General features: G+C 54.5%; 12 protein-coding genes. 4 read left to right on the top strand and 8 right to left on the bottom strand.

Translation table 11 applies throughout. The features are described 5' to 3' along the window. The first annotated feature begins 92 nt into the window (after positions 1-92). Complete coding sequence (locus tag ECL_RS05530; RefSeq protein ID WP_013095805.1) at positions 93-395, top strand: DUF2755 family protein; 303 nt, start codon at positions 93-95, stop codon at positions 393-395. Here ECL_RS05530 and ECL_RS05525 read toward each other — a convergent pair. The 3 genes from ECL_RS05525 to ECL_RS05515 all read right to left on the bottom strand — a co-directional run bounded on the left by ECL_RS05525 (position 392) and on the right by ECL_RS05515 (position 3372). Next, positions 392-1489 (bottom strand): DUF1615 domain-containing protein, encoded by a 1098-nt coding sequence (locus tag ECL_RS05525; RefSeq protein ID WP_013095804.1) that lies wholly within the window; start codon positions 1487-1489, stop codon positions 392-394. The two genes, ECL_RS05530 and ECL_RS05525, sit on opposite strands and share 4 nt — an antisense overlap. 13 nt (positions 1490-1502) lie before the next feature. Next, positions 1503-2723 carry a peptide antibiotic transporter SbmA gene (sbmA, locus tag ECL_RS05520; protein ID WP_013095803.1) on the bottom strand — a complete coding sequence of 407 codons (1221 nt, stop codon included), beginning with the start codon at positions 2721-2723 and terminating at the stop codon, positions 1503-1505. Positions 2724-2838: 115 nt separating this feature from the next. Beyond that, a complete protein-coding gene (locus ECL_RS05515) occupies positions 2839-3372 on the bottom strand; it encodes an isochorismatase family protein (RefSeq protein ID WP_013095802.1) in 534 nt (177 codons plus the stop codon). A gap of 204 nt (positions 3373-3576) precedes the next feature. On the opposite strand from ECL_RS05515, the gene ampH reads away from it, so the two are divergent. Next, on the top strand, positions 3577-4743 hold the full coding sequence (ampH, locus tag ECL_RS05510) for a D-alanyl-D-alanine-carboxypeptidase/endopeptidase AmpH (RefSeq protein ID WP_013095801.1): 1167 nt from the start codon (positions 3577-3579) through the stop codon (positions 4741-4743). Here the strand turns inward: ampH and ECL_RS05505 are convergent. Continuing rightward, on the bottom strand, positions 4740-5363 hold the full coding sequence (locus ECL_RS05505; protein WP_013095800.1) for a helix-turn-helix domain-containing protein: 624 nt from the start codon (positions 5361-5363) through the stop codon (positions 4740-4742). The genes ampH and ECL_RS05505 overlap by 4 nt on opposite strands. An 87-nt stretch (positions 5364-5450) precedes the next feature. Next, positions 5451-8282, bottom strand: a complete 2832-nt coding sequence (locus ECL_RS05500) for an autotransporter outer membrane beta-barrel domain-containing protein (RefSeq protein ID WP_013095799.1) — start codon at positions 8280-8282, stop codon at positions 5451-5453. Between the two features lie 450 nt (positions 8283-8732). On the opposite strand from ECL_RS05500, the gene hemB reads away from it, so the two are divergent. Further along, positions 8733-9707 (top strand): porphobilinogen synthase, encoded by a 975-nt coding sequence (gene hemB, locus ECL_RS05495; RefSeq protein WP_013095798.1) that lies wholly within the window; start codon positions 8733-8735, stop codon positions 9705-9707. Between the two features lie 127 nt (positions 9708-9834). Further along, positions 9835-11535, top strand: a complete 1701-nt coding sequence (gene olsF, locus ECL_RS05490) for a bifunctional ornithine lipid synthase OlsF (RefSeq protein ID WP_013095797.1) — start codon at positions 9835-9837, stop codon at positions 11533-11535. A gap of 105 nt (positions 11536-11640) precedes the next feature. Here the strand turns inward: olsF and tauD are convergent, their stop codons facing one another. The 3 genes from tauD to tauB are packed head-to-tail and all read right to left on the bottom strand — an operon-like array spanning position 11641 to position 14077. Then, a complete protein-coding gene (gene tauD / locus ECL_RS05485) occupies positions 11641-12489 on the bottom strand; it encodes a taurine dioxygenase (RefSeq protein WP_013095796.1) in 849 nt (282 codons plus the stop codon). Further along, entirely contained in the window at positions 12486-13313 is an 828-nt protein-coding gene (gene tauC, locus ECL_RS05480; RefSeq protein WP_013095795.1) for a taurine ABC transporter permease TauC, read from the bottom strand. Before tauC ends, tauD begins: the two co-directional genes overlap by 4 nt. Beyond that, positions 13310-14077 (bottom strand): taurine ABC transporter ATP-binding subunit, encoded by a 768-nt coding sequence (gene tauB, locus ECL_RS05475; protein ID WP_013095794.1) that lies wholly within the window; start codon positions 14075-14077, stop codon positions 13310-13312. The genes tauC and tauB overlap by 4 nt, the downstream gene beginning before the upstream one ends. Between the last annotated feature and the right edge of the window lie 5 nt (positions 14078-14082).

Raw genomic sequence — 14082 nt, 5'->3', positions numbered from 1 at the left:
ATTACCACGATTCTGATATTGACAAATGCTATGACCTGTCAAACTCACCGTGTGCGAAGCGTATTAACAGAGTGATATTTCCGGAGGTCTTTATGGCTGACTTTACATTGTCGAAACCGATTTTTGGCGGCACACCACCAAAAACCTCCACTGCGGGTAATATTGCGTATGCCCTGTTTGTCCTGTTCTGCTTCTGGGCAGGCTCCCAGCTTCTCAACATGCTGGTTCACGCGCCTGGCGTCTATGAACATCTGATGCAGGTGCAGGATAACGGACGCCCGCGGGTTGAGATTGGTTTGGGTGTGAGCACCTTGTTTGGCCTTGTCCCTTTCCTCGCGGGTTGTCTGATTCTTGGTGTTGTCGCGTTAGTCGTACGCCTGCGTCGTCGCCATTAACGTCCCATGCAACGAGCCCGACGATCGTCGACGCGTTTGGCGAACCATGCCGTTGTCAGATTACGCGTGATTTTTGGGCTTTCCAGTTGAATACCCGGCAGGATTGCCCGCGGTAACGCTTTTCCACTCTTCTTCTCGGCCAGCGCGAAAACCTTGTTGTAGAGATCCGTCTTCTCGAACGCCAGGCTATCCCCTTTCTCCAGTTGACGGCGAATGTCGCTATCGCTCATGCCAAGCGTTGTTGACAGTTTACGCACCGCCAGTTCCGTGGTCCCCGCCTTGCTGCTGCCGTAGGCGATGAGATCGCCGTCCAGCGCCAGCTTCACCCCGCTGGCACGGCTGACCGCACTCTGAAACGCCGCGTTTCGGCTGGCATACCAGCCCGCGTTAAAGTCAGCAAAGCGGTACAACGGCTCGCTGTAGCTCGCCGGATAGTTCAGCAGATGGTACGTGCCAAACCACAGTCCGCCACGCAGGGAGAAGACTTCCTGGCGCACCGTCCCGTCGATTTTCCACGGATAACCGTCCGTATGCTGCTCGGCAAACGCAATGCTGACCTGCATCGGGCCGCCGGTGTGCACCGGGTTAAGCGAGCCGAACAGTTTCTGCCCCATCGGCACCATATTGATGAAATCATCAAAAATGGCGCTCAGCTGTTTCTCGGTTTTCACCGTGTCCAGCCGATCGCTGTAGCTTTTGCCGTTTGGCGAGGTGATTTTAAGGGCGGTATGCACCAGGAACACCGGGATATGCATCGATTCCGCGCGACGGTCGATCTCTTTCCAGGCAATTTTGTTCAGCCCCGGCACCACCGGGTCTGACTGGTACATTGACTCCTGCTGCGCCACTGCCAGTACCGAGCAGATATTCTCCTCGGTAGGGGCAATTTTCTGACTTTCAAAGGTCTTCGCTAATGCCTCGGCCCACGCATTGCGGTCTTTCACCGTAGAGGGCATTTTTTGCCGCACCACGCTCGCCACATCTACAGGTTTCTCACCTTTTTTAAGCGGGGCGGCCCCTTTTTCGGCACACCCCGCCAGCACGAGTGCGGCGAGTAAAGAGAGCGATAATGTACGCGGTACGGCAAAAGACATAGCAATTCCCTTTTTAGCTAAATGTATTGGTGACTTCCTGCAGATCCCGATCGTCCAGCTCGCGTTCAAAGCTGCGCAGACGTTTGTAGATGGACATCAGTTCCACCAGCGTGGTCCAGGAGCTAATCAGATACTGGAACGACCCGCGAACCTGGCCAAATACGTTGGTGATCTGTGTCATCAGACCCAGCGTTATCGTACCCGCAACAATGGACGGGAACAGCAGGAACAAACCGAAAACGTTATCCACCTGCAGATACAAAATGCGCGCAATGTTGAAGTACATATAGTGGAAGTAAAGACGGAAATAGTTGCGACGCACGGCGCCAAACAGTTCACGTACGGTTGGCGGCGAGGCGCGGTTGGCGTCATCTTCACCATATACCAGCTCTTTACGATACGCCGCTTCAACGCGCTGATTTTTAAACTCCAGCCCAGGCAGCTTGATCCCCACCACGGCCAGCAGCCCTGTTCCCATTAATGACCAGACAATAGCGGCAATCACCAGGCCATACGGCAGATGACCAACAATCGGCAGGTCCGGCACGTGCGCCGAGAGCGTCACCAGAACCGGCAGGAAGGCAATCAGGGTCATAATGGCATTGATAAAACTCACGCCCATGTCTTCAAGGGTCGAGGCGAAACGCATGGTGTCTTCCTGCACACGCTGTGCGGCGCCCTCGATATGACGCAGGTGTTGCCAGTGCGCCATATAATGTTCGTTCATCGCGGTACGCCAGCGGAAGACGTAGTGGCTGACGAAGAAATTGTTCATGACGCCAATCACCACCGCAATAAGGGCAATACCGAGGAAGATGCCAACTTCATGGTAGAACTGATTGATAGTCACCTTATGCGGTGAACTCAGCGCACTCTGGATCAGATCGTAGAACGGGGCATACCAGGCGTTAACCGCCACCCCCACTTCCACCAGAAACCAGGTGACAAAGATGATCAGCGACGTGCCCAGAATCGACCAGTACTGCCAGCGATGTGGCGAATAGACAAACCAGAACAGGGCAAATAGCCCTACGCAGACCATGTAGTAGGCATAAAACAGCAGATAGCTCAGCGACCAGAAACGCGCCGCGCTAATGGGAACCTCGCCCGTCGCGCCCGTGATACGCGTCAACCACGCTCCGCCGCCGGCCTGCCAGAAAATGACAGCGATCAGTGCCCAAATAAATGCCGACAGGAAAAATGGCCCCGGCTTTGGGAAAAAAGACTTAAACATGATACATCCTTCTTGTTGTTATGGCTGTTGCTGTGCTCAACACATCACCACACGAAAATCTTGCCTGGGCCAGGTGCCTGGCGCAGGCAAAAAGGTCAGACCCGAGGGTTTATTATTAGTTCGCTTTCCAGTTTTCAAGAATTGTTTCGGTGCGTTTCACCGCGGGCGGGTTTGCGGGCGCAATGAAGTTGTGCCAGACGTCGTTGTAGTGGTTAATCAGAATGCGGGCTTCGGCCGCCGGGCGATTCGCGGTGGTATGCGCATCCTCCGCCACGGTGATGTGGTAGCCCCGGCTGACGCCATTCTTGAACGTGGCATCGACACAGTAATCAGTAGCGCAACCGCAGATGACAAACTCCCGGATCCCCTGCTCGCGGAGCAGCGTTTCAAGCGAGGTGTTATAGAATGCATCGCAGGCCGTCTTGGTCACGTAAAGGGCATCAGCAGGCTGATGCAGTTCAGGCAGCAAGGCAAACCCGTCACTGCCCTCTTCCAGACCGCCGGGCTCGGTATGCTGAATAAAAATCACCCGATCGGCTGCCTGCGTAAGCTGATTGATCAGTGAAACACATTTTTCACGCTGATGACGAGGCGTTTCGAACACCCCTTGCTGCATATCGACAACCATAACCACACGCTTTCCGGACATACCCTTCTCCGCAAGATTGAGTAACACAGCCCTCTATCATAAGGCCGATGTCACAAAATGGGAGACTGACGGTAAGTAAATTCTTCTGATTTACTCGCAGTTACGTTTTTCTGGTTATCGTTATGTAATTCGGGGCATTGCACCGTACGGTTTAGTAGTATAAATACCCATTACTTTCCTCATTCACACTATGGATGCTTTTCGTTGAAACGTTGTCTGCTCTTTTTCGCCGCGCTGTGTGCGGTGAGCTTCTCAACCGCCCAGGCAGCCCAACCGCTGACGGCGCCCGTTCTGGCATCGGATATTGCCGATCGCTACGCGAACCTGATTTATTACGGCAGCGGCGCGACGGGAATGGCGATGGTCGTCATCGACGGTAATCAGCGCGTGTTTCGCAGTTTCGGTGAAACGCGTCCCGGTAATAATGTTCATCCGCAGCTGGATTCCGTCATCCGCATCGCGTCCCTGACCAAGCTGATGACCAGCGAAATGCTGGTGAAATTGCTGGACCAGGGCGTGGTGAAACTCGACGATCCGCTCAGCAAGTATGCTCCGCCGGGCGCACGTGTCCCGACGTATCAGGGAACGCCGATAAGGCTGGTCAACCTGGCAACGCATACCAGCGCCCTGCCTCGCGAGCAGCCAGGGGGTGCGGCGCATCGCGACGTTTTTGTCTGGCCAACGCGTGAACAGCGCTGGAACTACCTGAGCAAAGCCACGTTGAAGTCCGCGCCCGGTTCTCAGGCCTCTTACTCCAACCTGGCGTTTGACCTGCTGGCCGATGCGCTGTCGACGGCAGCGGGCAAACCGTATACGCAGCTGTTTGAAGAGCAGATCACGCGCCCGCTGGGCATGAAGGACACCACCTTCACCCCATCACCGGATCAGTGCCGCCGTCTGATGGTCGCCGAAAAAGGTGCCAGCCCGTGTAACAACACGCTGGCAGCCATCGGCAGCGGCGGGGTTTATTCCACCCCTGGCGACATGATGCGCTGGATGCAGCAGTTCCTCTCATCAGACTTCTACTCACGCAGCCATCAGGCCGACCGAATGCAGACGCTGATTTACCAGCGCAGCCAGTTGCACCGCGTGATCGGTATGGACGTGCCGGGTAAAGCCGACGCCCTCGGTCTGGGCTGGGTATATATGGCACCTAAAAATGGCCGTCCGGGCATTATTCAGAAAACGGGGGGTGGTGGAGGATTCATTACCTATATGGCAATGATCCCCCAGTCCAACGTGGGCGCTTTTGTGGTGGTCACCCGCTCGCCAAATACCCGTTTCGTCAATATGAGCGATGGCATCAATAACTTAGTGGCTGAGCTCAGCGCCAATAAAGCCCAGGTGCTTACCGCCTCCGTCCAGCCTTAATATTCCGTGGGCAAACGGTTGATGCTAACCAGTTTGCCCCGGCTCATATTGATGTAGTTCCCCTGTCGAAGCGCAGCGAGTACCTCAGCCACAACCGAACGCGAAATGCGCGTGCTTTGTTGAATATGATTCATCACACCAATTTTTGAGCGCAGGGTTTCATCCCATTCGGCCATATTCAGCAGCATGGCGCGGATTTGGTGATAGGAGTTATTTCCTACCAGTTGCCTGTCCCGCTTTTCCAGAATGGATTTAATCCAGGACAGCCAGCAGAAAGCTTCTTTCCAGAGAGAACTTTGCTGAATAAGCTGAAGAGAGGTCGAAGCAGGTAAATAAAAGCCTGTGCACGGATTTTTGGCAACGACCCGATATTCCTTGCTGTAATCAAGCATGCCTGCAGTCAGCCCCAGAATAAAGGGCGCAGTAGCAATGCCAATCAGCAACTCGTCTGAACGGCGATAGATTTCAATTACGCCGGTCTGTAATACAAAGGTGCTGGGTTCATCATTATCATCATTTGAAATAATCTGCTGGGGAGCAGATTTAAATGGGGTACTGGCTACTTTCAAACACTGTTCGAGCCGGCTTAATTCAGAAAGTGGTTTCGCATTAACTTTCATGCAGACCTCTGGACATCCGTATTTGTCGGTTCAATATTATTTTTTTTAGATGACAAAGCGGGGGATATATTCCCCCGCTTTTATACTTTACCAGGTATATTTCACACCCAAATTGGCGCCCCAGTTCTGGTCAACGTCACCGCCGCCCAGGTAAGTGGCATCCGTGTATGCACTGAAGTTTTTGGTGAAGCTGAACTGTGTGCCCAGACCCACACGCACCGCAGAGCCTTCAACGCCGTTGTCAATGCTGTCGCCATTCACGTTCGCATTGTTATCAGCATCGTCATACACATATGCCAGTTTGACGTATGGCGTCAGAGCCTGATCGCCGCCGTAGTTGAAGGTATACCCTGCATCGACACCGAGTTGATAGCGCAGGCTGTCGTAAGACTGGCCATCAATTCGCATGTCGTTGCTCAAGCGGTAGTCGTCACCCGACTGGAACAGCCCAGACACTGCCGCATAAGGCGTGACGTAGCCGGACAGGTTTGGTTTCCAGTCATAACCCAGTTTCATACCGAAACCAACCGCATCTGTCGTGGTATTACCGTCCACGTACTGACCGTTACTCATGGTCGCGGAGAGATCGTTATTGAAGCGGGTGTAGCTCAGGGAGCTGTCGAGGAAGACATCGTTGGCAAACTTCGCAGAGGCATAGATCATCGCCGTCTTGCTATCCTGATCAACCTGACCGGTACGATCGCTGATATCCCCCTTCGCGAAACCTGCCGCGCCACCCACGATCCACTTCGCGTTGTTACCGTCAATCTGCGTATCCAGACCAACCATAATCCCGCTTACGTCCTGATCGTAGCTGATAACACCATTGTCAGCGTCAAAGTTGCCGCCGAAGTAGCTCACCCACGCCCCGCCGTTATCGGCCAGACCGTGACGGCTGTTAGTCAGACGGGTTCCAACGGTATCCTGCTGCAGATCCCAGATATTGGTATTCGCTGACGGAATGCTCAGCGCCATATTGGCGTAGTCAGTCAGCGCTTTCTGCTGCAGAACAACCGTGTCACCCTTCTGCTGCGCCTGGTAGGTATAGGCACCTAAATCGGCTTTGTTTGCTGCCGTAAAGCGGGCCGCAGTGTCTGCGTTATTGTCATAAACGCGGATGATCTCTTTGTTTTTATAATCAGCAACAGAACCGGCGCCGGTCGCATCATCGATACGCACGGTGTAGTTACCTGCCACATCACCGTTCACCGCCAGATGACCGTCTGAGTTAAGCGCCACGACGCCATAGTCGTAATCTGCTTTGCTCTTGTCGTTGGTGATAAAGCGGGCGTTGTTCAGATCGCTGTTCAGCACGTAGTCACGGCTGGCAACGTTCAGCACACCGCCATCGGTCAGCACCATGTTGTGCGTGTCCACCTGACCCAGGCCCAGTGCCAGTTCCGCACCGTTGTCGACGGTGATGGTGTTGGCATACAGTTCAGCCGTTTCTTCCGTCAGCGCGGCACGGCTATAGCTGTCCAGATACAGGCTGTCTGTCGCCACTGCACCGCTGTCGCCAATATTCAGGGTAGAGGCGTTGGTCAGGGTGATGGAATCCGCCAGCAGGCCAGAGTTTTCAACATTAACCTGCGACTGGTTATTCACTGCCAGCGTGTCGATATTAGACAGTTTGCGGGTATCCCACTCTGAACCGTTGTTCAGGGTGACGTTGAACAGACCGCTCTGGTATACCTGCTCACTGATGAGATGACCATTGCTATCCAGAAGTGAATCTGGCCAGATGCTGTTTGGAGTCAGGGTTCTCCAGTCAACGTTGCTATAGCCCAGACCGTACATATCATCTACGTCGATCATAGCAACTTTAGACTGAGCGGCTCCCACCCATTTACTGCCGTTTGTCAGTGTGACATCCAGCTTATCGGTACCATCCCAGCCGTTGGTGGTTGGGTTATATACACCGTCTTCGGTGGTATCGGTTGCCGGGTCGCCATTCGGATAGAAGTTATTATCAAAAGTACTAGTAAAGAGAATATCGCCAGTGATCGTCGAATGATCGAAGGTTGCGGTGGTTTGCATCGCAACGTCTGTCTTGAGTAATGCCTGCGGCGTTTGTGAAGTGTCTGACAGGTCTAGTTTATCAGCCTCTACAATTAATGCCGCATCATCATAATCATAAGCTGTTGCGCCGTTTTCACCGTAATCGCTTGGCTTCGCAGATTGCCCATAGAAACCGTTGGTACCTAAATCATTGTAGGCACCCGACGTGAGTACAGAGTCTTTCACCACCAGCGTGTTGGTAAATACATTGCTGCTATTGGCAACGCCTTCAACATCATCGTACGGAGTGTTATCTTGCGCCTGATAGTGCTCGTGCTGCTTCAGCGTGATGCCCGCAACGTGGGAGTTGTTCTGGATAACAATATCCGATTCCACATCCAGCGTAATCGCATTACCCAGTCCATAGGTATCCAGATAGTGGGTTTCGGTGTTGTCACCATTCAGAACATCATACGCATAATGCTCATAGGTATCGTTAATGGTGGAGTGATCGACGGTCAGGCTAAAACGATCGTACTGCGTATGGGTCGTGCCGTCCGTATCAACCCCATCAGCACATGTGGTGGTCATGCACTTTGAGGTGATCATGCCATTAATGGTGCTGTTAGAAATGCTCAGCGCATTCGCTCTTCCATTGACACCATCGTCAAGGTAGTACGTCGAAATAACACCGTTCACCGTTGACTTATTAATCACCGGATAAATATCACCGTCGTGGGTGGCATCCGAGTAATCCCAGTCAGCGTAGCCATAATACCAGGGTGTTGATGCTGTATTATCATATCCGAAGGTATTATATGTGGTACCAGAAATATCTTTCGCATTGGCCTGAGAAGCGATAGCCAGGGTGCAGGCTAATGCAAGTTGTGATACAATCAGTTTCTTTTTCCATGTTTGCATTGGGTCATCCCTCCTCAGGGACGTAAGCAAGTTTGTCCATCAAATCATTTGGCAACATTGTATTGCGGAGGGAATTATGCATTTTCATTTCGAAAAGGTTCAATGAATGATTCCATTAAGTCCGTATCCAGACTAATAACATGAAAAAAATGCAACGACATTAAAAATTATAAATAAACACTATAAAAACAGCGAATTAAAATCATCTGACATAAATATAGAAAATATAATAAAGAATAATAGATCATTATTAATGATATATTTACTTCAATTTAGAAATCGCACCAATATCTCGAGCGTTTGAAAAACAGGCTGACGCTGGTTATATATATTGACCATGTGAAACATCGCAAACCCCATTTTGCATTAACAAAAAGCCTACTTTCGTAAAACCCTCTCCCCCACTTTCATGTACACTAGCCTCTTTGTTCCACAAACGTCAGGCATATCATGACCGATTTAATTGCTCGTCCCCGTCGTCTGCGCAAGTCACCTGCACTGCGCGCTATGTTTGAAGAGACAACACTGACCTTAAACGATCTGGTGTTGCCGATTTTTGTTGAAGAAGAGATCGATGACTACAAAGCCATCGACGCCATGCCAGGCGTGATGCGCATTCCGGAAAAATATCTGGCGCGTGAGATCGAACGTATCGCCAACGCGGGGATCCGCTCGGTGATGACCTTTGGCATCTCCCACCACACTGACGCTACCGGCAGCGATGCCTGGAAAGAGGACGGTCTGGTCGCCCGGATGTCGCGGATCTGCAAAGAGACCGTGCCGGAAATGATCGTCATGTCAGACACCTGTTTCTGTGAATATACCTCTCATGGCCACTGCGGTGTGCTGTGCGATCACGGTGTCGATAACGACGCCACTTTGCTGAATCTCGGCAAGCAGGCGGTGGTAGCTGCAGCAGCCGGTGCGGATTTCATCGCACCTTCCGCTGCCATGGACGGGCAGGTTCAGGCGATCCGCCAGGCGCTTGATGCGGCCGGATTCACCGATACCGCCATCATGTCCTACTCCACCAAGTTTGCCTCTTCGTTCTACGGTCCGTTCCGTGAAGCGGCCGGTACTGCGCTGAAGGGCGATCGCAAAACCTATCAGATGAACCCGCTGAACCGCCGTGAAGCCATCCGTGAATCGCTGCTGGATGAAGCCCAGGGCGCAGATTGCCTGATGGTGAAACCAGCTGGCGCATATCTGGATATTCTGCGCGACATTCGCGAGCGCACCGAGCTGCCGCTGGGTGCATACCAGGTGAGCGGCGAGTACGCGATGATCAAATTCGCCGCGCAGGCGGGTGCCATCGACGAAGAGAAAGTGATCCTGGAAAGCCTGGGCGCGATCAAACGTGCTGGCGCGGATCTGATCTTCAGCTACTTTGCGCTGGATCTGGCCGAGAAGAAAATTCTGCGTTAATCCGCTTTAGCGCCGGGTGGTGGCTTCGCCTTACCCGGCCTCCTCTCTGCGCTAATCTTCACCAAACTGCAATACAACCGACATCTCTCCCTTCTACTGTCTGAGCAAGACGGCAGGAGGAGTAACCATGTTTAGTCTCGATAGCGTTCTCGACGACCTTTGGCCTCAGGCGAGGCCTGCACCCTGGCAAAAAAGTCTGTTAAAAAGACTGTTCTACGAAGAAGAATTCCAGCAATTTGCCGCGACACACCGCCATCTGAAAGGCCTGGATATGGTGGAGCAAGTTCTGGAGCACCTCGATATACTCTGCACCGTTTCCGCCCGCGATCTCGAACAAATCCCTGAACATGGCCCGCTGGTCATTATTGCCAACCACCCAACCGGAACGCTGGACGGGCTGGCGCTGATGTATGCCGTTTCCCGTGTACGGCGCGATGTGAAAGTCGTCACTAACCGGATGCTGACCCACCTTGAACCGCTTAGCTCGCTGTTTATTCCGGTGGACAATATGGGCGGCAGAACGGCAAAAATGTCCCTGATGCAGATGGAACAGCATCTGCAAAACGCAGGTGTGCTGATCTTCTTCCCGGCGGGAGAAGTGTCCCGTCCTACGCGCAAAGGGATCCGCGATAAAAAATGGCACCCCGGCTTTATTAAACTCGCCAGTAAGCTGCGCGTACCGCTGCTGCCGGTGCATATTCAGGCACACAACAGCCTGCTCTTTTATGCCAGCACGCTGGTGTCCCCCACCGTATCGATGCTCTTGCTGATGCAGCAGATGTTCCGCCGCCGCCACAGCCAGCTACCGATAAAGATCGGCCAGCAGATAGCCTGGCATCACTGGTATAGCACAACCCTTTCATCGCGTGAGATGGCCGAGCAGTGCCGTCAGCACGTGATACGTCTTGGCAAGGGAGTGCCTGGCGTCTTTAAAACCCAATGCGCCATTGCCCGTCCGGAAGACCGGGCCACGCTGAAGCGCGAGCTGGCCCAGGCTGAATGTCTGGGCAAAACCAGCGATGGCAAAACTATTTATCTGTGGCAACGCAACGGACAGGAAGAGGCTCCCCTGCTGCGCGAGCTGGGACGCCTGCGCGAGATCGCGTTTCGCGCCGTGGAGGAAGGGAGCGGTAAACGTCGGGACACCGACAGTTACGACGATGACTATCTGCACCTGATCCTGTGGGATGAAGACGATCTGGAGATCGTCGGCGCCTATCGCTTTATGCCCACTGCCAGACAGGTCGAGCAACGCGGTCTGGAAGGGCTTTATAGCTACAGTCTGTTTCACTACGACGATAAAATGCAGGACGTGCTGGAACACGGTATTGAACTGGGGCGCAGCTTTATTCAACCGCGCTACTGGGGTCGTCGCGGTCTGGACTATCTGTGGTCCGGTATTGGTGCCTATCTGGCACGTTATCCGCACTACCGCTACCTCTTTGGCCCGGTCTCGATTTCCGGTGGCTTACCGCCTGCCGCACGGGATCTGCTGGTGGCGTTTTACCGCCTCTGGTTCCCGGCGACACATCCCTTAGCCGCGTCACGTCAGCCTTATCCGGCCTCCCTGCCGGACGTGTTGGCGCAGTTTGGCGGGGTCGATTACGTGGATGACCTGACGAAGCTGAAATCCCTGCTCGGTAATCTGGGGTGCGGTATTCCACCGCTCTACAAACAGTATTCCGAGCTGTGTGAACCCGGCGGCGTGCAGTTTATCGATTTTGGCAGCGACCCGGCGTTCAACAACTGCATCGACGGGCTGGTGCTGGTGGACTTGTGCTACCTCAAGGCAAACCGCTATCAGCGGTATATTGAGGCGCACCTTTAACTGTGCGGTTTTTTGTAGGCCGGGTAAGCGCAGCGCCACCCGGCAAGAACGGTGCACAATTGCCGGGTGGCGGCTACGCCTTACCCGGCCTACGGGTGCGATGGTTCAAGGACGGTAAAACGGCTTATCTCCCAAAATTGTCGCCCTCTGCATAATTCGACGCTGTGGCAGATAATCCGCATTCGCATAGTGCTGCGTCACGCGGTTATCCCAGATCGCCAGATCGTTCTCCTGCCAGCGCCAGCGCACCTGAAACTCCGGTTTGGTGATATGCGCAAACAGGAAACGTAACAGCGCCTCGCTCTCTTTTTCCGTCACGTCCACAATCCGCGTCGTGAATCCCTCATTCACAAACAGCGCCTGCTTGCCGGTTACCGGATGGGTGCGCACGACCGGATGGAGCAGCGGCGGATGTTTCGCAACCGCCTCCTGCCAGCGCTGATGCTCCGCTTCTGTTTTGCGATACTTGTACTCCTGGAACGATTTTTTGAAGTCATGCTCCGCCCGCAGGCCGCTCAGCAGGGTACGGAAGGGTGCGGACAGCGCCTCAAAGGCCGCAATGCCGCTGGCCCACAGCGTATCGCCGCCCGTCTCCGGCAGCAGCTTCGCCGAAAGAATCGCCCCTGCAGGTGGCGTCTCGATAAACGTCACATCCGTGTGCCAGTTGTCGTTGTCCGGCGGGTTATCGTTATGCGTGTCGAGCACAATAATCTCCTCCACCCCTTCCGCATGCGGATAAACCGGATGGATATGCAGATCGCCAAAGCGCAGTGCCAGGGCGCGCTGCTGCTGCGGGGTGATTGCCTGTTCGCGCAGGAATACCACCTGATGGCGCAGCACCGCATGATAAAGCTGCTCAAACTGGTTATCGCTCAGCGGACGGGTCACATCCAGGCCCGACACCTGCGCACCAATATATGGCCCCAGCGGGGTAATGGTCAGACGTTCACTCATTGTATTTCTCCATGCCAGGGCGTCAGACGACGCTGCAGCGCACGCAGCCCCAGTTCTAATCCAAAGGCGATCACGGCGATAACCGCAATCCCGGCCAGTACCACGTCAGTCGCCAGAAACTCCCCCGCCGACTGCACCATAAACCCTAACCCTCGGGTGGCGGCGATCAGCTCTGCCGCCACCAGCGTTGACCAGCCCACGCCAAGGCCGATGCGTAATCCGGTTAAAATCTCCGGCAGTGCGCCCGGTAAAATCACAAACAGCAGCACCTGTGTCCGGCTGGCTCCCAGCGATTGCGCCGCGCGGATCCGCACCTGCTGGGCGCTTTTGACACCCGCCAGAGCCGACATGGCAACCGGGGCGAAAATCGCCAGATAAATCAGCAGGATTTTTGACGTTTCACCGATGCCGAACCAGATCACCATCAGCGGCAGATAGGCCAGCGGCGGCACCGGACGGTAAAGCTCAATCAGCGGATCGAGGATCCCGCGCACCGTCGGGCTTAAGCCCATCGCGATCCCGACCGGAATGCCGATTATCACCGCCGCCAGTAGCGCCACCAGAATGCGCGCCAGGCTTGCACCCAAGTGCTGCCAGAGCGTAGCGTCCATAAAGCCCTGCGGCCCGGCAATGGTGATGAGTTTTGCCAGCACCTGCCCCGGCGGCGGCAGAAACAGCGGGCTGATCCATGCCTGCGCGGCAACCAGCCACCAGACCGCCAGCAGCACCAGCAGCGTGCCGACACTGAGTGTTATCTGGCGCGAGAAAGGCCAGCGTAAGACCGGGCGCGCGCGTCGCGTTTTCTCGCTGAAGACGATGCTCATGAGAAGGCCTCCCGTTGTTCAAACACACGGCTTAAGACGTATTCACGCTGTTCAATAAACCGCGGATCGGATTTGATGCTGCGCACCGGCTCCCCCGCGACATAGCGACGGGCAAACTCAAGCGGCAGCCGCTCCAGCACGCGCCCCGGGCCAGGGGACAGCAGCACCAGCTCGGTCGCCATAAACACCGCCTCTTCGATATCGTGGGTGATCAGCAGCACCTGTTTACCCGTTTCATGCCACAGGCGTAAAAGCAGGGTTTGCATCTGCTCGCGGGTAAAGGCATCCAACGCCCCGAACGGCTCATCCAGCAGCAAAAGCTGCGGATTGGCCGCCAGCGCGCGGGCAATTCCAACCCGCTGACGCTGGCCGCCGGAAAGCTGCCAGATAAACCGTTTTTCAGCCCCTTCAAGACCGACCTTTTTGAGCATGTCCCGTGCTGTTGCCAGCCGTTGCTCGCGGCTTACGCCCGCCAGTTGCAACCCAAACGCCACGTTTTCCTGCACGTTGCGCCAGGGAAGCAGACCTTCGTTCTGAAAGACCACCCCACGCTCAGCGCCCGGGCCCTCCACTTTTTTACCTTCCAGTTGAATGGAGCCATGCTGATATGGCACAAACCCGGCAATCAGATTCAGCAGCGTTGTTTTCCCGCACCCGGACGGGCCAAGCACAACCAGCAGCTCACCGCTCTCCAGCGTCAGGTTGATGTTCTCCAGAGCCGGTTTGCCACCGTAATCAGCAGACAGATTTGTAATAGTCAGCATCGCAG

This window comes from Enterobacter cloacae subsp. cloacae ATCC 13047 (assembly GCF_000025565.1).
Classification (GTDB): domain Bacteria; phylum Pseudomonadota; class Gammaproteobacteria; order Enterobacterales; family Enterobacteriaceae; genus Enterobacter; species Enterobacter cloacae.
Note: the sequence above shows the minus strand (reverse complement) of the source record. Positions and strands in the feature narration are given on the sequence as shown.

Bases quoted from the DNA above. Each gene is read 5' to 3' on its own strand.
- sbmA (WP_013095803.1), bottom strand. From the start codon at position 2,723: ATGTTTAAGTCTTTTTTCCCAAAGCCGGGGCCATTTTTCCTGTCGGCA.
- ECL_RS05515 (WP_013095802.1), bottom strand. From the start codon at position 3,372: ATGTCCGGAAAGCGTGTGGTTATGGTTGTCGATATGCAGCAAGGGGTG.
- hemB (WP_013095798.1), top strand. From the start codon at position 8,733: ATGACCGATTTAATTGCTCGTCCCCGTCGTCTGCGCAAGTCACCTGCA.
- ECL_RS05530 (WP_013095805.1), top strand. From the start codon at position 93: ATGGCTGACTTTACATTGTCGAAACCGATTTTTGGCGGCACACCACCA.
- tauD (WP_013095796.1), bottom strand. From the start codon at position 12,489: ATGAGTGAACGTCTGACCATTACCCCGCTGGGGCCATATATTGGTGCG.
- ECL_RS05525 (WP_013095804.1), bottom strand. From the start codon at position 1,489: ATGTCTTTTGCCGTACCGCGTACATTATCGCTCTCTTTACTCGCCGCA.
- ECL_RS05500 (WP_013095799.1), bottom strand. From the start codon at position 8,282: ATGCAAACATGGAAAAAGAAACTGATTGTATCACAACTTGCATTAGCC.
- tauC (WP_013095795.1), bottom strand. From the start codon at position 13,313: ATGAGCATCGTCTTCAGCGAGAAAACGCGACGCGCGCGCCCGGTCTTA.
- ECL_RS05505 (WP_013095800.1), bottom strand. From the start codon at position 5,363: ATGAAAGTTAATGCGAAACCACTTTCTGAATTAAGCCGGCTCGAACAG.
- tauB (WP_013095794.1), bottom strand. From the start codon at position 14,077: ATGCTGACTATTACAAATCTGTCTGCTGATTACGGTGGCAAACCGGCT.
- olsF (WP_013095797.1), top strand. From the start codon at position 9,835: ATGTTTAGTCTCGATAGCGTTCTCGACGACCTTTGGCCTCAGGCGAGG.